This is a genomic window from Agarivorans sp. D1326, from assembly GCF_056958115.1.
Genome location: NZ_JBTWEN010000001.1, coordinates 729,290 through 751,306, shown reverse-complemented (window position 1 = coordinate 751,306; position 22,017 = coordinate 729,290). Strand labels below are relative to the sequence as shown.

At 44.3% G+C, this 22,017-nt stretch carries 18 protein-coding genes and 1 other annotated feature; of the genes, 13 read left to right on the top strand and 5 right to left on the bottom strand.

All coding sequences use genetic code 11. The features are described from left to right. Nucleotides 1-24 precede the first annotated feature (24 nt). Entirely contained in the window at nucleotides 25-441 is a 417-nt protein-coding gene (locus tag ACYFDN_RS03405) for a GNAT family N-acetyltransferase (RefSeq protein WP_152781603.1), read from the top strand. Nucleotides 442-497: 56 nt separating this feature from the next. On the opposite strand, the gene aroF is transcribed toward ACYFDN_RS03405, so the two are convergent. Together aroF and hpf are read right to left on the bottom strand one after the other, a co-directional pair. Next, entirely contained in the window at nucleotides 498-2,501 is a 2,004-nt protein-coding gene (aroF, locus tag ACYFDN_RS03400) for a 3-deoxy-7-phosphoheptulonate synthase (RefSeq protein ID WP_483509993.1), read from the bottom strand. Between the two features lie 17 nt (nucleotides 2,502-2,518). Beyond that, nucleotides 2,519-2,647, bottom strand: a sequence feature (Phe leader region). An 85-nt stretch (nucleotides 2,648-2,732) separates the two neighbouring features. Continuing rightward, a complete protein-coding gene (gene hpf, locus ACYFDN_RS03395) occupies nucleotides 2,733-3,107 on the bottom strand; it encodes a ribosome hibernation-promoting factor, HPF/YfiA family (protein WP_016403975.1) in 375 nt (124 codons plus the stop codon). Nucleotides 3,108-3,366: 259 nt separating this feature from the next. On the opposite strand from hpf, the gene ACYFDN_RS03390 reads away from it, so the two are divergent. The 6 genes from ACYFDN_RS03390 (at nucleotide 3,367) to ACYFDN_RS03365 (ending at nucleotide 13,165) form a co-directional block, all read left to right on the top strand. Then, nucleotides 3,367-5,586 (top strand): putative bifunctional diguanylate cyclase/phosphodiesterase, encoded by a 2,220-nt coding sequence (locus ACYFDN_RS03390; protein ID WP_483509992.1) that lies wholly within the window; start codon nucleotides 3,367-3,369, stop codon nucleotides 5,584-5,586. A gap of 94 nt (nucleotides 5,587-5,680) precedes the next feature. Beyond that, entirely contained in the window at nucleotides 5,681-7,453 is a 1,773-nt protein-coding gene (locus ACYFDN_RS03385) for an extracellular solute-binding protein (RefSeq protein ID WP_483509991.1), read from the top strand. A gap of 7 nt (nucleotides 7,454-7,460) precedes the next feature. Beyond that, on the top strand, nucleotides 7,461-8,552 hold the full coding sequence (locus tag ACYFDN_RS03380; protein ID WP_483509990.1) for a microcin C ABC transporter permease YejB: 1,092 nt from the start codon (nucleotides 7,461-7,463) through the stop codon (nucleotides 8,550-8,552). A 1-nt stretch (nucleotide 8,553) separates the two neighbouring features. Then, the gene (locus ACYFDN_RS03375; RefSeq protein ID WP_483509989.1) at nucleotides 8,554-9,606 is read left to right on the top strand and encodes an ABC transporter permease; all 1,053 of its coding nucleotides are present in this window, start codon (nucleotides 8,554-8,556) and stop codon (nucleotides 9,604-9,606) included. Nucleotides 9,607-9,616: 10 nt separating this feature from the next. Further along, a complete protein-coding gene (locus ACYFDN_RS03370; protein WP_483509988.1) occupies nucleotides 9,617-11,188 on the top strand; it encodes an ABC transporter ATP-binding protein in 1,572 nt (523 codons plus the stop codon). A gap of 36 nt (nucleotides 11,189-11,224) precedes the next feature. Further along, complete coding sequence (locus tag ACYFDN_RS03365; protein ID WP_483509987.1) at nucleotides 11,225-13,165, top strand: transglycosylase SLT domain-containing protein; 1,941 nt, start codon at nucleotides 11,225-11,227, stop codon at nucleotides 13,163-13,165. Here the strand turns inward: ACYFDN_RS03365 and pdxH are convergent. Next, nucleotides 13,155-13,808 (bottom strand): pyridoxamine 5'-phosphate oxidase, encoded by a 654-nt coding sequence (gene pdxH, locus ACYFDN_RS03360; RefSeq protein WP_483509986.1) that lies wholly within the window; start codon nucleotides 13,806-13,808, stop codon nucleotides 13,155-13,157. The genes ACYFDN_RS03365 and pdxH overlap by 11 nt on opposite strands. Nucleotides 13,809-14,004: 196 nt before the next feature. Between pdxH and ACYFDN_RS03355 the strand changes: the two genes are divergently transcribed. From ACYFDN_RS03355 to ACYFDN_RS03330, 6 genes are all read left to right on the top strand, one after another. Continuing rightward, nucleotides 14,005-15,024 (top strand): LacI family DNA-binding transcriptional regulator, encoded by a 1,020-nt coding sequence (locus ACYFDN_RS03355; RefSeq protein ID WP_040307276.1) that lies wholly within the window; start codon nucleotides 14,005-14,007, stop codon nucleotides 15,022-15,024. Nucleotides 15,025-15,473: 449 nt separating this feature from the next. Next, nucleotides 15,474-16,307, top strand: a complete 834-nt coding sequence (locus tag ACYFDN_RS03350; protein WP_483509985.1) for an SDR family oxidoreductase — start codon at nucleotides 15,474-15,476, stop codon at nucleotides 16,305-16,307. Further along, the gene (gene ltaE / locus ACYFDN_RS03345) at nucleotides 16,307-17,320 is read left to right on the top strand and encodes a low-specificity L-threonine aldolase (protein WP_483509984.1); all 1,014 of its coding nucleotides are present in this window, start codon (nucleotides 16,307-16,309) and stop codon (nucleotides 17,318-17,320) included. Before ACYFDN_RS03350 ends, ltaE begins: the two co-directional genes overlap by 1 nt. A gap of 13 nt (nucleotides 17,321-17,333) precedes the next feature. After that, nucleotides 17,334-18,614, top strand: a complete 1,281-nt coding sequence (locus ACYFDN_RS03340) for a CinA family nicotinamide mononucleotide deamidase-related protein (RefSeq protein ID WP_483509983.1) — start codon at nucleotides 17,334-17,336, stop codon at nucleotides 18,612-18,614. Nucleotides 18,615-18,690: 76 nt separating this feature from the next. Beyond that, nucleotides 18,691-19,698 carry a protein-methionine-sulfoxide reductase catalytic subunit MsrP gene (gene msrP, locus ACYFDN_RS03335; protein ID WP_483509982.1) on the top strand — a complete coding sequence of 336 codons (1,008 nt, stop codon included), beginning with the start codon at nucleotides 18,691-18,693 and terminating at the stop codon, nucleotides 19,696-19,698. Nucleotides 19,699-19,708: 10 nt separating this feature from the next. Continuing rightward, entirely contained in the window at nucleotides 19,709-20,347 is a 639-nt protein-coding gene (locus tag ACYFDN_RS03330) for a protein-methionine-sulfoxide reductase heme-binding subunit MsrQ (RefSeq protein ID WP_483509981.1), read from the top strand. 67 nt (nucleotides 20,348-20,414) lie between these two features. Here the strand turns inward: ACYFDN_RS03330 and ACYFDN_RS03325 are convergent, their stop codons facing one another. Continuing rightward, nucleotides 20,415-21,380, bottom strand: a complete 966-nt coding sequence (locus ACYFDN_RS03325; RefSeq protein WP_483509980.1) for a GGDEF domain-containing protein — start codon at nucleotides 21,378-21,380, stop codon at nucleotides 20,415-20,417. 158 nt (nucleotides 21,381-21,538) lie between these two features. After that, on the bottom strand, nucleotides 21,539-21,994 hold the full coding sequence (gloA, locus tag ACYFDN_RS03320; protein WP_406610897.1) for a lactoylglutathione lyase: 456 nt from the start codon (nucleotides 21,992-21,994) through the stop codon (nucleotides 21,539-21,541). Between the last annotated feature and the right edge of the window lie 23 nt (nucleotides 21,995-22,017).

Genomic DNA, 22,017 nt, shown 5'->3' with positions numbered 1-22,017 from the left:
ATTTTTGTTTAGAGGGACTTAGCGTTGATATTTGAATTGAAGGAAGACCCTTCCCAAAAGGACATCGAGGCATTAAGGGCCGAATTGCTTAGTTTTAATCAAGTTTTTCTTGGAGATATTCAAGAGCAAACGGTGGCGTTATTTGTGTACGATGACAATAAGCAAAAGCTAGCTGGTATTACGGCCGAAATATTGGGTGAGTGGCTGATGATAAAACTGCTTTGGGTTAGCGAGGTCTGTCGAAAGCAAAAGATAGCGAGTAGATTATTGGCTGAAATAGAAGACTATGCTATCAGCCGAGGCTGTTTACATGCCCACGTTGATACTTTTAGTTTTCAAGCAAAACCATTTTATGAGAAGCAGGGTTACCAATGCCAATTAACACTGGGTAATTACCCCGTCACAACAGCCATGCATATATTGACTAAACAATTAAAGTGACGAGGTCTTAAATATAAAGCCCAGCTTTTAGCTACTGGGCTTTTTGTGCACAACTCTTAGTAAAGTTCGCTCATCAAGTGTTGTAGTTGTTTAAAATCTAATGATTTATCAGCATCTACACTGGCATCACTTGGTGATGGATGAGCACAAAGTACAATACCGTCGGCACCTAATAACTTGGCTGCTTTGGCCATGGGAGCCACTGCGCTTAGCTCGTCTACTGCTTCACCTGGGTTTACCACAATCGGTAGGTGGGTTCGTTGGCGCAACAAGCTAATCGCGCCTAAGTCCAAGGTGATTTTATTCTTGCCTTCAAGCGTTCTAACGCCTGCTTCACATAAAATCACCTGTTGGTTGCCTTGTGCCAAAATGTAGTCTGCGGCATGCAACCACTCATCAATAGAGGCCATGTTGTTGCGCTCTAAAAGAATAGGGCGAGTAGACTTACCCAGTTCTTTTAACAGGTTAAAGTTTTTCATGTGGCGCGAGCGAACATGCAGTATGTCTGCTTTAGCCGCTAAAGTAACAACCTGATCAACCGAGCTTACTTCGGTCATAGTTGGAAGCTTGTACTTTTTACCGGCGGCGTTTAAATAACTTAGGCCTTCTTCGCCTAAACCTTGGAAGCTATAAGGCGAACTGCGTGGTTTAAAGCAACCTGCGGCAAGTACTGCAGCACCACTTTCTTTGGCCGCTCCTGCACAGTTTATGATTTGTTGCTCAGACTCTACTGCACTAGGGCCTGCAAAGGTAACAAAGCCACCATCACCAATTTTAACATCGCCAACGCGTACTACCGTAGCACTAGCCTTATGTGAACGGCTAGAGAGTGCACCATCTTCTTGTACGGTGCTAATTAAGCTTGGTTCGCCACCTTTATTTCTGTCTTTGTTGGCTAAAGCTTCTAGTGGAATAAGTGTTGGGTCAACATTTTCACTTGGGTAGCAGCCAAGTACCTTAATGTAGCGGGTAAGGCGCGTTAGCTCTGCCAGTGCAGATTGCATTTGGCTAGACTTAACATTGGCGGAAACATCCACATAAAACATTTCTTCCCAAGGATTGCCTTGTACTGGGCGAGACTCCAGTTTGCTCATGTTTATATCGTGCTCGCGCAATACCAACAGTGCTTCTACCAACGAACCTGCTTGCTGTGCCGTTGACATAATAAAAGTCGTTCTCGCTGGCACCTGCTCAGCAACCTCCACTGGTTTGCGAGAAACAACAATGAAGCGAGTGTAGTTTTGTTGCTGATTGGCAATATCGGTTTTCAAGGCTTGCAAACCATACATTTCACCACCCACTTTGCTGCCAATGGCACCAACGGTTAAATCGTCGCCTCCGGCAACCACTTCCATTGCTTTGGAAGAGCTATCTACAAAATCTACTCGGGTATTCGCTAAGGTGCGCAAATAAAGGCTGCACTGAGCATAAGGTTGAGGGTGAGCATACAAGGTAGTTATTTGCTCTAGTTTGGCTTTTGGATGAGCCAAAATACAGTGGTCAATAGGTATTGATAGTTCACCAACAATCGACAAACTGGTGTGCTGCAATACATCGTATACCTCATTAATACTGCCAGAACTGGTGTTTTCTATAGGCAACATGCCGTAGTCAGCTTGACCAGATTCCACGGTATCAACAATGTCTTGGAATGCACTGCAGCCAAATTCAACAATTTGCTTTTTATAACGCGAGAAGTATTGATGAGTTGCAATATTACTGTAAGAGCCTTTGTTACCTAAAAATGCCACTCTTACCGCTTGCGCATGAATATCTGGATTAGTAATGCCTTGCAAAAATGCTTGTTGCGATAACACCGAGTCTTCGATGATGGTGTGATAAAGCTGAGTTACATAGTGGGCGTCTAAGCCTAATTCTCTGCCTTTATTTATTAGCTTAACCAGCAGCAACTGTTCACGTTCTTGGTCGCGAATCGCTTTGGGGTTTTCTATTTTACTTTTTGCTACTTCAACACTGAGTTGGCGACGCTCAGTCAGTAGTGTTAATAATGATTGGTCGAGCGCTGTTATTTTTGTTCGGATCTGCTCTAAGTCTGCCATCTGTTGTATTCCCTGTTAACAAAAAAGCCTCCTAAGAAGGAGGCTTTATGGATTCTGTGTGTTTTCGTTTTTACACCTATTCCGTCCGCCTCCCTAAAAGGGTGGAGTAAAAAAGAAACCAAACAAAAATCGGGTGTTGAATATTTTCATGACGTCAGACTAAAAAGCAATCAGGGGAAAGTCAAGTAATACCAAGCGATTAGTTGCTTGGTATTACTCTTTATTTAGCCTTTATGCGGCTTGTTCATCCTCGGAGCTAGGCTCGCCGTCGTCTACTTCACTCGGCGAACGTAAGAAATCTTTTCCAGAGCGGCTAGCGCGGTGCGCATTAGGCTTATCTTGGAAGCGGTGTAACTGGCGTTCAAGTTTTTGCCCTAAATTGTTAATGGCAACGCTCAGGTCTTGATGTTCATCGCTGGCAAACAGTTGTCCGTTTGGCAGATTGATCTTCGCTTCTACTTTTACCTTTTTATTGTCGGTGGTGATAATCACTTTTGGTGATATGAGCGGAATTTGGTTTTTTTCCAGTTTCTTAAAGCGCGCGGCAATGTGCTCGCGAATGGTTGGGGTAATAGAAATTGTCTTGCTGGTAATATCAATAATCATAAGCCTCCCAAAGACTATCTAGTAATTATTTCAACTCCAGAATACGACTTTCATAAATAAAAAACCAGATCTAGATCACTATTTCTTAAGGGTTAAATTGGCTGAGCTTGTGAATGTGATTGCTTAGCGAAAAGTACTATAAATTACCGGAAATCGCTTGAATGTTATGGCGAACTTGGGCACATTGGAGTGAATAACAAGCACTTGGTGTTAGCAATTAGTTTTTAATTAGTCATAAGCCAAAGGATGCCTTGCTTCATTGTTGACCACTATGGACAATATTCAACCTACAATCAGCGTTGTGAATTCCCCCGCGTCGTCTTCTGAAACCTCCACTGCACTTACCGAGCTCGCGCTTGCCTTAGCTGCTAAGCCTAGCGAAGGCTTTTTTGACGAGCTCATTAGCAGATTGGCGCAGCAAGTTGGTGCTTGCGAAGGCTATATTGCTCACTTCGATTCTCGAACCCCCAGTCTTCCTTGTATTCGCTACTGGCGAGAAGGCCAGTTTATTGGTGGAAAGCTAAGCCCTGCCTCAGCTAATTTGCTGGCTGAAATACGCGCTAGGCGGGTTGTAAATATTGATAACCTACAACAAGCTCATCCTGATTATGCGAGCACCCAACCTGAGATCCAGCAACCGTTACAAGGTTTTTGGGCACAGCAAATAGTTCAGCAACAGCGGGTTATTGGCTATATTGCCTTTAGCTTTAGCCAGGCAAAGTTTGATCATGCTTTGCTCGAACAACTGTTAGCCCCATTCTTTGAACGTTTAAGTAGCGAATTTGAGGTTCAACAACAACGAGAAGCTTTGAGCTTGTCGGCGATCGCCTTTGAGAGTAATGAAGGGCTTATTATTACCGATGTAAATTATCGCATCGTTAAAGTTAATAAGGCGTTTAGCCAAATTACCGGTTATCAACAACATGAAGTATTGGGACAGGAACTCACAGAAGTACTGGGCAATCCAAGCCCGGTATTTATTGAAGAAGTAGATGGCACGGTTAGGCGTAAAGGTGAGGTAGAACGGCAGCGCAAAAATGGCCAACGTTACACCCAGCAAGAAACCATCACTGCTGTTCACAATGATTTAGATTCGTTAACCCATTACGTAGTGTGTCTTCAAGACATATCGGCAAACAAAGCCACAGAGCAGCAAATTCAACATTTGGCTTATTTTGATGAGCTTACTGGTTTGCCTAATCGTCGAAAGCTGCGCGAAGAACTTAGCCTTTGTTTTTCACGTGCTAAAAAGCAGCATGCCATTGGCGCTTTGCTGTTTATCGACTTAGATCATTTTAAAAACATTAACGACTCATTAGGGCATGCTGCAGGCGACTGGGTATTGCAGCAGGTGGCCAAGCGTTTGCAGGAGCTTATTCGTGAGGGAGACGTGCTGGCTCGCTTAGGTGGTGATGAATTTGTTTTGCTGCTGGCAGATTTAGGAGAAAGCCCTCCTCACGCAGAGCAACAAGCCAATATTGTGGGTAAACGCTTAATCCAAACTATTTCCTCTCCTTATCCCTTTGATGGCCAGTCGCTGCATATTGGTGCCAGCGTAGGTATAACCTTGTTTCCTGGTAAGGGGCAAACCGCTGAAGACCTATTGAAGCAGGCTGATACAGCGATGTATCAAGCAAAGTCAGCCGGTCGGCGTACCGTTATCTTTTTTGATGATGGTATGCAAAAACAAGCCGATAAACGTTTAAAGCTACATAACGCGTTACGTGGAGCATTGGCCAACGACGAGTTGCTGCTTTATTACCAGCCGCAGCACATGGTGTCTACTGGTGAGTTAGTCGGCGCAGAGGCCTTAGTGCGCTGGCAACCTGAAGGTAAAGGTTTGGTTTCACCCACCGAGTTTATTCCCATTGCCGAAGAGTCAGACCTGATCATTGATATTGGTATGTGGGTATTAGAGCAAAGCTGTAAACACATGGCTCAGTGGCAGCAAAAGGGTTTACTGTTGCCAGAACTATCTGTGAATGTTAGTGCTAAACAGTTTCATCATCCTGAATTTGTCGACCGAGTAGAAGAGCTGATGACGCGTTATAGCATTGATGGCGCGATGCTTAATTTAGAAATTACTGAATCGGTGGTGCTAGGCCATGCAGAAGACACCATTCGAAAAATGGAGCAGCTAAAGGAAATGGGGCTGCGTTTTTCCATTGATGACTTTGGTGCCGGGTACTCGTCTTTAAGTTATTTGAAACGCTTGCCAGTGGATGAACTAAAAATTGATCGCTCGTTTATTCGTGATATTCCACGTGATAGCCGAGACATGGCCATTGTTGATGCGGTATTGGCGATGGCCAACCATTTAGGCTTTACCGTTACCGCTGAAGGCGTTGAAACGCGTCAGCAATTAGCCTTTCTTAAACAGCAAGGGTGTACCTTCTATCAAGGTTATTTATCCAGCAAAGCGATTACTGCAGAAGCCTTGGAGAGATATATTCAGCGTTTTCAGAGCAAATTTGGCTAATAGCCCTTTATCTTTTGCTTTCGAGTCGGTTATAACTAGAGCTAGATATTAGTTAAGTCGATGATTCGACTCACTCAATAAGGAACCGCGTATCATGAAATGGCTGTTATCGGCTTTTGCACTTTTGGTTTTAAATGTAGCTCATGCCGAAGATTTTGTTCGCTCCCACGCCCTAGTGATGCACGGTGAACCTGCCTTAGCTGCAGATTTTAGTCACCTTCCTTATGTGAATGTTAATGCGCCCAAACAAGGGAGTATTACTTACGATGCGCTTGGTACCTTTGATACTTTTAACTCTTTCATTGTTAAAGGCAATTCTGCTGCAGGTGTTGGCCAAATTTACGATACCTTGCTAACAGGCAACAGTGATGAGGCTTTTGCTCAATATGGCTTGCTGGCTGAGAGTATTGATTTACCAGCAGATCGCTCTTGGGTTCGTTTTAACCTTCGTCCCGAAGCACGTTTTCATGATGGCGAGCCAGTTACCGCAGAAGATGTGGTGTTCACCTTTAATTTATTGATGGAAAAAGCCGCCCCTCATTATCGCGCATATTATGCAAGTGTTGATGGTGTTAAAGCCGAATCTGCATCGAGTGTGCGTTTTACTTTCAAGCCAGGTAATAATCGAGAGCTACCACTTATCTTGGGTCAACTGCCGATATTGCCTAAGCACTTTTGGCAGAATCACGACTTTTCTAAAGCAGATTTAACCATTCCGCTGGGTTCTGGTCCTTACAAATTGGGTGAGTTTGATACAGGGCGCTCAGTGAGTTATCAGTTGGTTAAAGATTATTGGGCTAAGGATTTGCCGATTAACCGTGGGCGTTACAATTTTGCAGAGATTAAATATGAATACTACCGCGACTCTTCAGTAGCCTTAGAGGCTTTTAAATCTGGTCGAATTAGTTTTAGATTAGAGACCACAGCTAAGAGTTGGGCAACTGCTTACACTGGGCCAATGTTTGATAGTGGGAAGATAATTACCGATTCCATCGATAATCATAATCCTCAAGGCATGCAAGGCTTTGTATTTAACACTCGTCGTGATTTGTTTAAACAAACCGAAGTGCGTAAAGCGATTGGTTTATTGTTTGATTTTGAATGGACTAATGAGCAGCTTTTTTACGGTGCTTACACACGCAGTAATAGTTATTTTGCTGCTTCTGAATTGGCTTCAACTGGCTTACCAGAAGGTGGTGAGTTAGCGTTGTTGGAGCCTTTCAAAAAGCAGCTACCGCAAGAGTTATTCACTAAAGAGTTTACTCTAAACAAAACCCGCGGAGATGGAAATATTCGTCCGCAAATGCGTGAAGCGTTGGCTTTATTAAAGGGGGCCGGCTGGAGCTTAGATAAAGGCAAGCTAGTGGATGCCAACGGTAAACAACTGCATATCGAGTTTTTGCTGTATCAAAAGGCCTTTGAGCGCATCGTATTACCTTACACGCGCAACCTACAAAAAATAGGTATAAGTACTGAGATTCGCTTGGTTGATCTTTCTCAGTACGTCAATCGCTTGAATAACTTTGATTTTGATATGGTGGTTGGCAATTTTGGTCAGTCTTCCTCTCCGGGTAATGAGCAGCGTGATTATTGGGGAAGTAAAGCGGCTGAGCATGTTGGTTCGCGCAATATAATCGGTGTAAATAGCCCGGTTATCGATTCGTTGATTGAAGCGGTAATTGCTGCCGAGGACCGTCAGGCCTTGGTTGATGCAACCCGCGCTTTAGACCGAGTATTGTTGTGGTCGTATTACGTAGTACCGCAATGGCACTTAAATGCTTGGCGAGTTGCTTATTGGGATAAACTTAAACGACCTGAGCGTAACCCTAAATATGCGCTGGGTTTAGATAGCTGGTGGGTTGAATAGTTATCCAATGACTAGCTACATTCTTCGACGTTTATTATTGATGATCCCCACTTTGCTGGGGATCATGACTCTTAACTTCATTATTATTCAATCTGCGCCGGGTGGGCCGGTTGAACAAGCCATTGCTAAGATACAGGGCATTGATACCTCAGCTACCCGCCGCGTTGATTCCGGTGTAGATACCGAGATTATTCAATCTAATAATGGCGGGAATTCTAGCCAGTATCGCGGAGCACAAGGTTTACCACCAGAGTTGGTTGAAGAGCTAGAGCAACTGTATGGTTTTGATAAACCCTTACACGAGCGCTATTTTGAGATGCTAGGTAACTACCTTCGTTTCGATTTTGGTGACAGTTTTTATCGTGACAGCTCTGTAGTAGATTTAATTCTAGAAAAGATGCCGGTGTCTATTTCCTTGGGCTTATGGACCACTCTATTAGTCTATGGGATCTCCATTCCATTAGGCATCCGCAAAGCGGTGCAACACGGCAGTCGCTTTGATATTTGGAGTTCAACAGCGGTTACCATTGGTTTTGCCATTCCCAATTTCTTATTCGCCATTATGCTGATAGTGCTTTTTGCTGGTGGTAGTTATTGGGATTGGTTCCCGTTGCGCGGGTTAACGTCCAGCAATTGGGACGAACTAAGCTTGCTAGGCAAAGTGGGTGATTACTTTTGGCACCTCACACTACCTGTAACAGCCATGGTAATTAGTAGTTTTGCTACCTTAACGATGCTGACTAAAAACTCCTTCTTGGATGAGATTAATAAGCAATATGTGCTTACCGCTAGAGCTAAGGGCTTAACTGAAAATCGGGTACTTTACGGCCATGTTTTTCGTAATGCGATGTTACTGGTTATCTCGAGTTTACCTGCAACCTTAATTAGTATTTTCTTAACTGGCTCATTCATGATCGAAGTTATTTTCTCACTAGATGGCTTGGGTTTATTGGGCTTTGAGGCGGTGGTTAACCGTGATTACCCCGTGGTGTTTGGCACCTTGTATATATCTACGTTAATTGGTTTAGTTCTTAAGCTGATAAGTGATATAACCTATACCATGATTGACCCTCGAATTAACTTTGAGGGGAGGCAGTAGCATGGGAGTTGTAGCTCAATGGAAACGCGCTAAAGCCAGCCCACTTAACCAGCGTCGCTGGTCTCAATTTAAGGCGAATCGTCGTGGCTACTGGAGTTTTTGGCTATTTATTTTGCTGTTTTTCACTAGCTTATTTGCTGAATTTATTGCTAATGACAAACCCCTATTAATTCGCTTTCAACAGCAATGGATGATGCCGGTAGTGAGTGAATACACCGAGCTGGATTTTGGAGGGGACTTCGATTTAGCGGCTGATTATTCGGACCCTTACATTCAAGAACTGATTACAGAACAAGGTGGGTGGATGCTGTGGCCACCGGTGCGTTTTTCTTACGGAACTATTAATTACAATCTTAATGTGCCTTCGCCTTCTCCGCCTACCAGTGTTAATTGGTTAGGTACCGATGACCAGGGGCGAGATGTTTTCTCGCGCTTATTATATGGCTTTCGTTTGTCGGTATTGTTTGCTTTAGTTCTGGCGACTAGCAGCTCGGTGATTGGTGTAGCAGTAGGTGCTATGCAAGGCTACTTTGGTGGGCGAGTTGATTTGTTTGGTCAGCGCTTTATTGAGATTTGGTCGGGCATGCCGCAAATGTTTTTGCTGATTATTTTGTCCAGTTTGGTACAGCCAAACTTTTGGTGGCTACTCGGCATTTTGCTGCTATTTAGTTGGATGAGTTTGGTTGATGTGGTGCGTGCCGAGTTTTTACGAGGTCGTAATTTAGAGTATGTAAAAGCGGCTCGTGCCTTAGGTGTCGGCGACAGAGCGATTATGATACGACACATTTTGCCGAACGCCATGATTGCTACGTTAACCTTTATGCCGTTTATTTTCATTAGCGGGCTAACTGCATTAACGGCCTTAGATTATCTCGGCTTTGGTCTGCCGCCAGGCTCGCCTTCGTTAGGTGAAATGGTGGCGCAAGGAAAGAATAATCTGCAAGCGCCTTGGTTAGGGATAACTGCATTCTTCTCCATGTCGATTATCTTAGTGTTGTTGGTATTTATTGGTGAAGCAGCCCGTGATGCTTTCGACCCTAGAAAACGAGTGTAGGTAGCTGACAATGAACAAGTTATTAGAAGTAAAACAGCTATCTGTTTGTTTTGGTTTGCCAGAGCCGGTAGTAAAGCAAGTTAGTTTTGATGTCTATGCTGGTGAGATCTTGGCCTTGGTGGGGGAGAGTGGTTCCGGGAAATCGGTGACTGCGCTGTCGGTATTGTCTTTGCTGGGCGATAAAGCCGAGGTTAAGGGCGAAATTTTACTGCAGCAGAAGTCGGTGCTAAATCAACCAAAAAAACTGCTGCAGGCCTTACGTGGCGACCAAATCGCAATGATATTCCAAGAGCCTCTTACCTCGCTTAATCCTCTTCATAGTGTTGAAAAACAAATAAGCGAAGTATTGTGTGTACACCGAGGCATGCATAAACAACAGGCACGCGAACGGGTGTTAGAGTTGTTAAACTTGGTGGGCATTGTAGAGCCAGAAAAACGCTTGAATAGCTTTCCTCATGAGCTTTCTGGTGGGCAAAGGCAACGGGTGATGATTGCTATGGCCTTAGCCACTGAGCCAAAACTACTAATTGCCGACGAGCCCACCACTGCCTTAGATGTCACTATTCAATTACAAATTTTGGAGTTGCTTAAAGAGTTACAGCAAAAGCTAGGCATGGCAATTTTGCTTATTACGCACGATTTAAATGTTGTGCGAAACTATGCCGACCGAGTCGCGGTAATGAAGGCCGGTGAGTTGGTAGAGTTAAACGCTTGTCAGCAACTATTTTCTGCTCCACAACATGCGTATACAAAGGTATTGTTAGATTCTGAGCCTGTGCGTGAGCAGCTTCCTGCAGCTAAACAAGAGCTGTTACTTGAAGCCAGTAAGCTAAAAGTATGGTTTCCGATTAAGCGCGGCTTTTTGCAGCGTACGGTTGATCATATAAAGGCGGTTAACAGTATCGATTTTCATCTAAAACGTGGTGAAACACTGGGGATTGTAGGTGAAAGTGGCTCAGGTAAGAGTACCTTGGCCCAAGCGGTACTAAGGCTAATTGATAGTGAAGGTGAAATTGCGTTTAAGCGTGAGTTTATTCATGGCTATGGGGTAAAACAGATGCGACCGCTGCGTCGTTTTATGCAAATTGTGTTTCAAGATCCCTTCTCCAGTTTAAGTCCTCGTATGTCGGTGCTACAGATTATTGGCGAAGGTTTAAGTTTGCACTTTTCGCTTAACGAGCAGCAGCTTAAGCAACGCGTTTCTGAAGCTTTGCAAGATGTTGGCCTAGAGCCCGAAACTATGCATCGTTATCCACACGAATTCTCAGGCGGGCAGCGTCAGCGGATCTCATTAGCGCGAGCATTGGTATTGAAGCCTGAAGTGCTCATTTTAGATGAGCCTACTTCAGCTTTAGACAGTACCGTACAAAAGCAGTTATTGGAGTTACTTAAAAAACTTCAAGTAAAATATAACCTTAGCTATCTGTTCATTAGCCACGATTTAGCGGTTATTCGCGCCTTGTGTCATCGTGTGATGGTGATGCAACACGGGCAGTTGGTTGAGCAGGGCGAAACCGAGCAAATTTTTTCTGATGCAAAGCAAGATTATACTCGCCGATTAATCAATGCTGCGTTAATCTAAATATCAGTAGTTTCTTTTAATAGGGCGCCACTAGTAATGCTCAAGCGGTTTTGGCGAGTACTGGTTTGTTTGGTGTGTGGCAGCTTGGGCATGGCTCATGCTGCAGAGTTAAGCCCCCAACAGCAGTCTTATAAAGATATAAGAAAACTGCAACGTGCCGATAAATGGGCGCAGGCAGAAAAGTCTATCGAAAAGCTTGGCGCTTACCCCTTGGTGGATCATTTGCAATACTACCAGTTGCGTGGCCAATTGCGTAAAGCTTCACGTCAGCAAGTAGAACAGTTTATTTTAGACAATCCTCAATCTTACTTGAGCAATGCTTTGCAGCGCCGCTTTTTGTTGGAATTAGCGAGGCGTAAACAGTGGCAAAGTTACCTGGAGTTTTATCCAAAGCTACCCAATAGTATTGATTTGCAGTGCCACCATTATTTCGCTCAACTTAAAGTGGGCGATGCTAGTCAAGCTTGGCAAGGCGCCGAAAAACTATGGGTACATGGGCGTTCTCGCCCCAAAGCCTGCGACCCCTTATTTGACAGCTGGCAGAAAGCTGGAAATATTAGCGACCAACTACGTTGGCAACGAATGCTGTTGAGTTTTCAAGCCAGTAAGCCTGGTTTAATGAAATATGTTGCTAAGTCCTTATCTGATTCTAAAAAAGCTGATGCCAAGTTATTAGCGGATGCTTATGTTAAGCCTATGGCGGTGCTAAGTTCCGGTAAGTTAAAATTAAACCAATCTAGCCGCCATCAAGAAGTCGCTTTACTAGCAATTAAGCGTTTAGCTCGCTCAGACTTAGAGTCAGCCGTTGAGCATATTGAGCGTTGGTCGAAAGTACTGGCTAAATCAGACGCCTTGTACCTTAATGTTGAACGCTATCTGATCCGCAAAGTGATTAGTGACAAAAGCCCAGAATTATTGAAATGGTCAGATCGGCAGTTACGCCTTAATCCTGATACGGCGACAATTGAGCGTCGAATTCGCCTAGCCATAGCAGAGCAACAATGGGATCAAATAGGCTTGTGGATTGCCCGCCTTCCTGAAGCAAAGCAAAAACAAGAACGCTGGACCTACTGGCAAGCTCGTTCATTAGTGGCTTTAGGGCAGAAAGAACGTGCGCAACCTACCTTAGAGATGCTGGCTAAAGAACGAAGCTATCATGGCTTTTTATCTGCGCAGTTTTTACAGCAACCTTATCAACTGGGAGAGCAGCGTCATATCACTAGCGACGATACTCTGAAGCAGCTCAACCAACATCCTGTGGTGCTTAAAGTCACTGAACTACTTGCTTTGGGCGAGTATTACTCTGCCCGTACCGAGTGGGATACCTTGTTACGTCGTTCAAGTTTATTACGGCAGCTTGATTTAGGTGTATTAGCCCTAAACAATGATTGGCAAGATTTGGCGGTTCAAGCCTCTATTGTTGCAAAGCAGTGGGATCAGTTGGAAATGCGTTTCCCTCTAAGCTTTGCTAAAGAGTTTGAGTACTTTGCTAATAAACGACAGGTTGAGGCAAGCCTGCTTTATGCAGTCGCTCGTCAAGAGAGTGCTATGTATCCCTTGGCTCAAAGCTCGGTAGGCGCGCGCGGTTTAATGCAGCTAATGCCAGCCACAGCCAAAGAAACTGCACGAAAAATCGGTTTCCGTTATCGCTCGCGAAGCCAATTGTTCGAACCCGAAGATAATATACGCTTAGGCAGTGCTTACTTTGATGGTTTACTTAATCGCTATCAAGGGAATCGAATTCTTGCAGCAGCAGCTTACAACGCTGGGCCACACCGGGTAAACCGGTGGTTGAAGGAGCGTGGCGATGTGCCAGCCGACGTATGGGTAGAGTCTATTCCATTTAAAGAAACCCGCCATTACGTGCAAAGTGTGCTGGCTTATCAGGTGGTATACCAGTATCGACGTAAGCAGCAACTTACGCCGTTTCTTACGCCAAATGAACTGGGCTACCAATATGGAAAATCTAAGGGCTAAGGCGGTCTATCTTCCAGCCTTTGGCATCACTGGTATAGCGAAAGCGGTCGTGTAGACGGTCGGCTTTTCCTTGCCAGAACTCAATCGTGTCGGGGATGACTCGATAACCACCCCAAAACTCGGGCAATGGCACCGTTTTGTCAGCAAACTGCTGTTTGTATTGTGTTACTTGTTGCTCTAGCACTTCGCGGTTTGCGATAACTTGGCTTTGATGACTCGCCCAGGCGCCAATTTGACTACCTCGACCACGACTATGAAAGTAATCTTCTGACTCTTTAGGGCTAACGCGTTCTACGCGGCCTTCTATTCGTACTTGACGCTGTAAGATATTCCAATGAAAAGTGAGGCAAGCAAGTGGGTGGTTTTCTAACTCTTGGCCTTTTCTGCTGCCATAATTTGTATAAAAAACAAAGCCTTGATCGTTAAAGTCTTTGAGTAACACTACTCTGGCTGAAGGGCGGCCATCGGGACCTACCGAAGAAATGGTCATAGATTCAGGTAATACAATGCCTGACTTCTCTGCTTGTTTAAACCAATCGCCAAATAGCTCAAAAGGATCTTCATTTCCTTTTGGTTCTGGTGGGGAAAGCAGCACCCCTTGGCCTAAGGTTAGCGCACAGCGTATTTTACTTAAGAGTGACATAATTGATTTGCTTAATTAATTGATGCAACAAACAAAATTTGCATAAAAGGGTGAAAATAGCATAACTGACTAAAGATCATAGTTTACACTCTGTAGCACGGTTTCACTATCAAGTTTTGCTTTGGCTTGATATAGTTTTGCCTTGTTCGAGTTTCAGGTTTAATTCTGCTTAGCAGACGAAAAGAGGGTAAGTAATTTGGCCACAATTAAAGACGTTTCTCAGTTGGCGAATGTATCTATTTCGACAGTATCCCGTGTTATTAACAATACTGCCCAGGTTGCCCCGGAGAAACGAGAGGCCGTACTCAGAGCGATGGAAGAGCTGCATTATCGCCCTAACAGCTTTGCCCAGGCTTTAGTGAGCAAACGCTCAGATTGCATAGGCTTGATTGTTGGTGATTTAGGTGGTGGTCCATTCTTCGTGCAAATGATGAAAGGCATTGAAGAAGTTGTTGATGAGTCTGATAAATACACTATTGTGATGTCTGGTCACCATAGTGCAGAAAAAGAACGCCATGCCATCGATATTTTATTGCAACGCCAATGTGATGCAGTAATTGTTCACTCAATGGCATTAAGTGATGAAGAGCTACGCGAAGTAGCGGATTGTGATACGCCATTTATTTTCATTAACCGTTTAGTGCCTGGTTTTGAAAACCGTTGTGTGTATTTAGACAACCATGAAGGCTGTTACAAAGCGACGTCATTCTTGTTAGAAAAAGGTCATAAAGATATTGCGTTTATCACCACCGATGACTTGTCATTTGCTGATGGCGTCGAGCGTTTATCTGGCTATCGTCAAGCAATGGAAGAGAGCTCTGGTCCGCTTAACGAGCAATTAATTGCGCGTGCTTATCCCGACGAAGTGGGTGGCAGTCAAGCCGTTGATAAGTTGCTAGAGCGCGGCGTAGAGTTTAGCGCCATTGTTGGTTACAACGACTCTATGGTGGCAGGTGCATTATCAGCACTTCGTGACAAGGGTTATGATATTCCAGGGCAAATCTCTGTAGTGGGTTACGATGACAACCACTACGCGCGTTTTGTTCACCCTAAACTAACCACGGTTCGTTACCCAATTGAAGACATGGGCAAACGTGCTGCTCAGTTAGCAATTGATATTTTGGAGTCGAAAGATGACGAAATGGGACCAAATGTTATGGATCTAAAATTTCATCCAGAATTGATCGTTCGCGACTCCGCTAGCGATAAATCGTGATCCAATTCAAAAAATAATAATTAAGGCTGCTTGCAGCCTTTTTTATGACTTGTCTTGAAAAGGTTTTCTGGTATCGTTTTCACATCGAGTGCAACTGTTAGCCGCATTTGAAGATTGAGTTTGAGATGACTTAATTGAAACTTTCCCGCTGTATAGGGTTGTTTGAATTACTTAGCCTTTTCTAGGTATCAACAATTCTAAAAACTTGCTGTTACGACCTAATTTATTAGGTCGTTTTTTTTGTCTGCGTTTTGGCGAAGCTGGTTTTTCAACCCTTCCATAAAAGCCGCTAGTTAGTGCAGCCTCTATTCGCAGATGTAAACAATTAATGCTGAACTCACCCGTCTTTAAAGCCAGTTGGCTTGCCGCCATATTTTTATTTTTAATAGTGACCAGCCACATAGCTAGATAGGTATACTATGCAAACCTAAGGCACAGAAGGAAGCCCAGTGATTAAGCGAATTAGTATTGTAGGTTGTGGTTGGTTAGGGATGCCGTTGGCAAAGTCATTGCTAGAGCAAGGCTATCATGTGCTTGGCTCTAAGCGACACAATGAAGAGCTGGCTGAGCTTAGTGCCGTAGGCATAGAAGCTTACCGCCTAGAACTAAACCCGCAGCTTGATTCAGATAACATTGACGCTTTACTGAATAGCGATTTGCTGATCATCAATATTCCACCTGGGCGTAAAACCAACACTGCTGAATTTCATATTGCGCAAATAAGTAATTTGCTCGCAGCCGCCAAACGCCAAGGGCTGAAAAAGGTGCTGTTTGTTTCGTCTACTTCTGTATATGGCCCTATGCAGGGCGTGGTGGACGAATCTAGCCCACGGCTACCAGAGGCTACCTCCGGTAAGGCTTTAAAGCAGATTGAAGATGAGCTAATCAATGATGCTGATTTTGATGCTTCGATATTGCGTTTTTCAGGTTTGGTGGGCGGGCAACGTAAACCAGGACGTTTTCTCTCGGGTAAAACGGTGAGTGGCCCGAGTAGCCCGATTAATATTATCCATCGCAGTGATTGTATTGAGATCATCTGTCAAATTATTAAGCGTGATTGTTGGGGAGATACTTTTAATGCCAGCGCAGATCTTCATCCTACTAAGGAAACCTTTTACCAACTAGCAGCAGAGCAGTTGGGCTTGCCGGCTCCCAACTTTGTTGATGGAACAGCAAGTAACAAAGTTATTGCCAATAACAAACTAAAAGCCAGCCTAAATTTTCAATTTACCTATCCTGACCCTATGGCATGGTTGCAGGACAATATCGAAGAGGCAGAATAATGAGCGATTTTAGAAGTGATACTGTAACCCAACCTAGCCAAGCGATGCGCCAGCTAATGAGTGCTGCTCCAGTAGGTGACGATGTTTATGGGGATGACCCAACAGTAAATCATCTGCAAAGCTACGCTGCAGAGCGCATGGGCAAACAAGCTGCGTTATTTTGTAGTTCTGGTACTCAGGCCAATTTACTGGCGATAATGGCCCATTGCCAACGCGGAGATGAGTATATTTGTGGGCAAAATGCTCACAACTATAAATACGAAGGAGGCGGTGCGGCAGTACTTGGCAGCGTTCAGCCTCAGCCTATTGAAAACGAAGGCGATGGCAGCCTTAATTTAGATAAAGTAAAAGCCGCTATTAAATCCGATGATTTCCACTTTGCTAAAAGTCGTTTGTTATCGCTGGAAAACACCATTGGTGGAAAAGTATTGCCAATGGATTATTTAGCTACGCTACGTCCTTTTGTTAAGCAAAATAACCTGGCTTTGCATTTGGATGGCGCACGCATTTTTAATGCGATAATTAAAAGCGGTGAAGATGAACGAAAACTTGTTGACCCTTTCGACAGTTTTACAATTTGTTTATCTAAAGGACTTGGTGCACCTATTGGTTCTTTGTTGCTGGGCAGCGAAGAGCTTATTGCTCGTGCAACTCGAATAAGAAAAATGTTGGGTGGCGGGATGCGTCAAGCAGGTATTATTGCAGCTGCTGGACAATATGTTTTAGAAAACAATGTACAGCGTTTAGCCGATGACCATAGCAACGCTCTTTATCTAGCCGAGCAACTGGCAACTATTGAGGAGCTAAGTTGTGAGCCAAGCCTTGTGCAAACTAATATTGTATATGCCACGTGTTTAAAGCAGCAGTCTAGCGCATTGGCCGCTGCATTAGCTGAACAAGGGATTTTGATGACCGCTGGTACGCCAATGCGATTTGTTACCCATTTAAATGTGAACAAACAAGATATAGATACTCTGATAGCCGCAATTAAACAGTTTTACGCAGGACAATAAGGGCCCCAATGCTATGAAAATTGAAATGCTGAGTACCGGTGATGAAGTGTTACAAGGTGATATCGCCGATACCAATGCTGCTTGGTGTGGTCAAGAGTTAAATGAGCTGGGTTTAAGCTTTAGTCGTCGCCAAACGGTGGCAGATAATATGGACGATATTGTTGATGCGTTGCAGCAAGCGGCTGAGCGCAGCGACTGGGTATTAGTTAATGGTGGCTTGGGCCCTACCAGCGATGACTTGAGTGCTGAAGCCGCAGCGCGATTAACTGCTTGTGAGCTAGAGCTTAACCAAGATTGGCTAAAGCAGCTTGAAGCTTGGTATGTGGCACAAAACACTAAAATGCCTGAAAGTAATATCAAGCAAGCCATGTTACCCAAGGGCGCAGTAATGGTAGATAACCCTATAGGCACTGCATGTGGCTTTATAGTGGAACATGCTGGGGCAAAACTTATCTTTACCCCGGGCGTGCCTAGCGAGTTTAAGCGAATGCTCAAAGAGCAGTGGTTTCCGCAGCTAATCGCCGCTGCACCCAATGCGCAAGCCAAGGTTAAGCGCTTTTATACCTTTGGTTTGTCTGAGTCCTCACTTAGTGATCGCTTTAACGATTTAGCGCTACCAGAAGGTGTTCATCTGGGGTATCGCTCGGCGCGTCCAAGTATTGAAGTTAAGTTGTTTTATCCTCGCGAAGCTCCTCAATATGAGCAACTAAGCCAAGTTGTTCGCAACGAGTTAGCCGACCATGTATTTACCGAAGACCAAGGCAATTGGGCCTTGTACCTGCAACAGTTGATGATCGCGCAGGGCAGAAAGCTGGCCTTAGCTGAATCTTGCACTGGCGGGATGTTAGCTGCAGAACTGGTTGCGGTTGCGGGCAGTTCTGCCTACTTGGATCGCGGCTTTGTTACTTACAGTAATCAGGCAAAGCAGCAAAGCATAGGGGTGCCCTTAGCCACAATTGAGCAATATGGCGCAGTATCAATAGAAACTAGCCAAGCAATGGCTCTAGGCGCACTTAAACATAGTGAGGCTGATATTGCTTTGTCGGTCACTGGCATCGCAGGTCCAAGTGGCGGTAGTGAGGAAAAACCGGTAGGTACCGTTTGTTTTACCTTAGCAGAAGGCGATAAATGTATTAGTCAGCAGCTATTACTCAGTAATCGAAGTCGCTCGGTAGTACGTATTATGTCTACCGCCGTTGCTATGGATATGTTGCGTCGGTACTTAACCGGCTCGCCGGTATTAGGTGATTACCAGCACTTAAAACGCATTGATAGCGCCGATAGAATCCTGTAGCTGAATTAGTTTAACAGCGGCGAGTTTCACGAAATTTATTTGGCACTAGTGTGGTCTGTTATAAAAAGGAGATGCTATGTGGTTGAAATTTAAACGTGATTGGGAAGAGCCCGAGTCGGCTGTTACCCCAGAAGCGCTGTTTAAGCAGCGCCGCAATATTATCAAAGGCTTTGGCGTTGCAGGAGCTGCCAGTTTGCTTCCAGTTACGGGGCAGGCTGCGTCTTGGTTTGGTGGTGACGACGAAGAGCCTGCAGCAATAGTGCGACGCGCTCTCAATAAAACCGATATTCCCCCTTTGCATAACGATGCTTTAACGCCAGAGGCAAAAGCCATTAGTCATAATAATTTTTATGAGTTTGGCACCGCTAAAGATGACCCCGTTAAGAACAGCCGCCAGTTTAATCCTAACCCTTGGTCTTTCACCATCGATGGTTTGGTGGAAAAACCACTGACCTTAGATTTAGATGACGTAATGGCTAAAATGGCTCTAGAGCAACGTATTTACCGGTTACGTTGTGTAGAAGCTTGGTCGATGGTTATTCCTTGGGTTGGCTTTTCTTTGAGTGATTTGCTCAAACAGGTTAAACCTTTGTCATCAGCGCGTTATGTTGCTTTTGAAACGCTGTACGATCCAGAACAAATGCCAGGGCAGAAAAGCCGGTTTGTAGGTGGCGGCATCAATTATCCCTATGTAGAAGGCTTGCGTTTAGATGAAGCGATGAACCCTTTAAGCTTTATGGCAGTGGGCATGTATGGCAAAACCTTACCTGCGCAAAACGGTGCGCCATTGCGCTTAGTTCTGCCTTGGAAGTATGGGTTTAAGAGCATTAAGTCGATAGTACGAATTCGCTTTACCGAAGTAGAGCCGCCCACCACTTGGAATATCCTTTCACCCCATGAGTATGGCTTTTATGCCAATGTAAATCCCAAGGTCGACCACCCTCGATGGAGCCAAGCGTCTGAACGTAGAATTGATGACGCGGGTTTATTGGGACGCAAGCGTATCGATACCGAAATGTTCAATGGTTATGGTGAGCAGGTTGCCCACTTATACAAAAACATGGATTTAACCCGCTACTTCTAATGGTGCTTAGGTGAGTAAAGCTATAAACAAAACGCTTGCCAGCTATCGTTGGCAACTAAAAGGCCTATTGCACCTGCTGTTATTATGCCCGTTGTTTTATTGTGTTTTAGCGGTCGTTAATGGCTGGTGGGGAGGAGACCCCGTTCAAGCTATTATTCATTACCTAGCGAACAGTGCATTAAACATTTTAGTTATTACGCTTTGTTTAGCGCCTGTGTCACGTAGGTTTAAGTTACCTAGCTTATTAGCTTATCGGCGCTTAATTGGCCTTTATGTGTTCGTTTATGCACTGTTGCATTTAGCGGCTTACTTGGTGATTGATTTAGGTTTAGATTGGCAGCTATTTTGGCAGGAGAATATCCAACGACCTTACATTTGGTTGGGCATGGTTGCCTTTGTGGTATTGCTAGCAATGAGCATTACTTCGCTTAAAGCCTTACAACAAAAACTAGGGCGTCGTTGGTTGCAATTGCATGGCTTAGTTTATCCTATAACCTTGCTTGTTCTGGTTCACTTTTGGTGGTCATTAAAGTCGGGGTGGTTAGAACCGGTGCTTTATTTAGTAGTGGTTGCTGGCTTGTTTTCACTGCGAAAGCTGCAAATTCAGCGTTGGTTGAGTAGTTTTAATAATACCAGTCACTCTAAGTAAGTGATCAGAAATAAGGCAGGATTATTTGATAAGTAGTTATTCTACAATCAAAAATTCTTATAAATAGCTACTTTGGGGTAGGGGCCTTCCACAACGCGTAGTTGTTTTTGCCATTATGTTTAACTTGGTACATGGCTTGGTCTGCGCGATGGAGAATTTGGTTAAATTCTTCGTTGTGACGGTGAAAGCTGCACATACCTATGCTTAGGCTCACCGAAACTTCAATATGATTAAAACTATGAGTTTGGTTGAAACTATCGAGCAATGTTCTAGCCTGTTGCTCTAGCTGCTCGGTATCACTAAAGGGCAGCAGTATGGCAAACTCATCGCCGCCAATGCGCCCTGCCTTTGCCTTTTCAGGACAGCTATCTTGGATACGTTTAGCACAAGCTTTTAGTATGTGATCGCCCGCAGTATGGCCATACTGGTCGTTAATTGGCTTGAATTGATCTAAATCGACAAACATTAAGGTGCCGCCGTTGGCATCTATGGTTTGGCAAAATCGGTTGAACTCCGTTTCAAATGCATGGCGGTTTAGTAAACCCGTTAAGGTGTCATGGTGGGCCAACTTAGATAAGCGGTGTTGGTCTACGCGCAGTTGAGTGACATCGATATGCGTGCCAATCACTCGAAGTGGGTTATTGTCGCGATCATACTCTTGAATGGTGCCGCGGTCTTTAATCCAGCGAGTACTACCATCTTGATGCACCATGCGATATTCAATATTGTATTCATTACTATGCCCGTGGATCATTGACTCAAAAGCATTAATAGCTAGCTCTTTGTCTTCGGGGTGAAGGTTAGATTTCCAATTTTCGTAGAGTGCTTCCTGTTCAGAAGCTGAAATGCCACAAATTTTTCCGTATTCACAATTGTAAAGACTAAGCCTACCACTAGGAATATCCTGCTCCCAAAGCACAAGTCCGCTGTCGTTTAGGGCAATATTAAGAAGGTTTTTAGTGTCATCGAGTTGGGATTGTAGATGCCGATTTTGCTCGCGCAGTTCGGCGATTATCTTGTCGCTTTCATCCATTAATGCGGCTTCACAATGTGTTTACAATTGTAAGCAGTTTATCAAATTTTACTCTCGCTTTCCTATAATTATTTGACTCTCCGGTCAAATCTAAAGGGCGATACAGTTTTTTATTCCGTATCGCCAAGTTTACAAGTTGTTATTTAGGGCCTTAATTCTTACCAAGAACCAGTGCTTGGCATAGATGCCCAAGGCTCTTGTGGAGGTAGAGATTCACCTTGTTGTAAGAGTTCTACAGAGATTCCATCTGGAGAAACGATAAATGCCATGTGGCCGTCTCTTGGTGGGCGGTTAATGGTTACACCGGCATCTTGCAGTTTTTGGCACAAGCCGTAAATGTCTTCTACCGACACCGCAATGTGACCAAAGTTACGACCGCCGGTGTAGCTTTCCTGTTGGCCATCTTCATCTGGCCAGTTGTAAGTTAACTCTAAGCAAGGTGCGTTTTCGGCTTTTACTCGCTCAATGTCTTCATCGGCAGCCAAATAGATAAGAGAAAATCGCCCTTGTTCGCTTTCGTAACGACGCACTTCGCTCATGCCAAGTAAATCGCAGTAAAATCGCATGGACTCGTCGAGATCTTTAACTCGAACCATGGTGTGAAGAAACTTCATATTGTCTTCCTGTTAGTTTAATA

Excerpts from the sequence above, each read along its gene's own strand:
- ACYFDN_RS03370 (WP_483509988.1), top strand. The coding sequence starts at position 9,617 with ATGAACAAGTTATTAGAAGTAAAACAGCTATCTGTTTGTTTTGGTTTG.
- msrP (WP_483509982.1), top strand. The coding sequence starts at position 18,691 with ATGTGGTTGAAATTTAAACGTGATTGGGAAGAGCCCGAGTCGGCTGTT.
- aroF (WP_483509993.1), bottom strand. The coding sequence starts at position 2,501 with ATGGCAGACTTAGAGCAGATCCGAACAAAAATAACAGCGCTCGACCAA.
- ltaE (WP_483509984.1), top strand. The coding sequence starts at position 16,307 with ATGAGCGATTTTAGAAGTGATACTGTAACCCAACCTAGCCAAGCGATG.
- pdxH (WP_483509986.1), bottom strand. The coding sequence starts at position 13,808 with ATGTCACTCTTAAGTAAAATACGCTGTGCGCTAACCTTAGGCCAAGGG.
- ACYFDN_RS03380 (WP_483509990.1), top strand. The coding sequence starts at position 7,461 with ATGACTAGCTACATTCTTCGACGTTTATTATTGATGATCCCCACTTTG.
- gloA (WP_406610897.1), bottom strand. The coding sequence starts at position 21,994 with ATGAAGTTTCTTCACACCATGGTTCGAGTTAAAGATCTCGACGAGTCC.
- ACYFDN_RS03385 (WP_483509991.1), top strand. The coding sequence starts at position 5,681 with ATGAAATGGCTGTTATCGGCTTTTGCACTTTTGGTTTTAAATGTAGCT.
- ACYFDN_RS03365 (WP_483509987.1), top strand. The coding sequence starts at position 11,225 with ATGCTCAAGCGGTTTTGGCGAGTACTGGTTTGTTTGGTGTGTGGCAGC.
- ACYFDN_RS03325 (WP_483509980.1), bottom strand. The coding sequence starts at position 21,380 with ATGGATGAAAGCGACAAGATAATCGCCGAACTGCGCGAGCAAAATCGG.
- hpf (WP_016403975.1), bottom strand. The coding sequence starts at position 3,107 with ATGATTATTGATATTACCAGCAAGACAATTTCTATTACCCCAACCATT.
- ACYFDN_RS03340 (WP_483509983.1), top strand. The coding sequence starts at position 17,334 with ATGAAAATTGAAATGCTGAGTACCGGTGATGAAGTGTTACAAGGTGAT.
- ACYFDN_RS03375 (WP_483509989.1), top strand. The coding sequence starts at position 8,554 with ATGGGAGTTGTAGCTCAATGGAAACGCGCTAAAGCCAGCCCACTTAAC.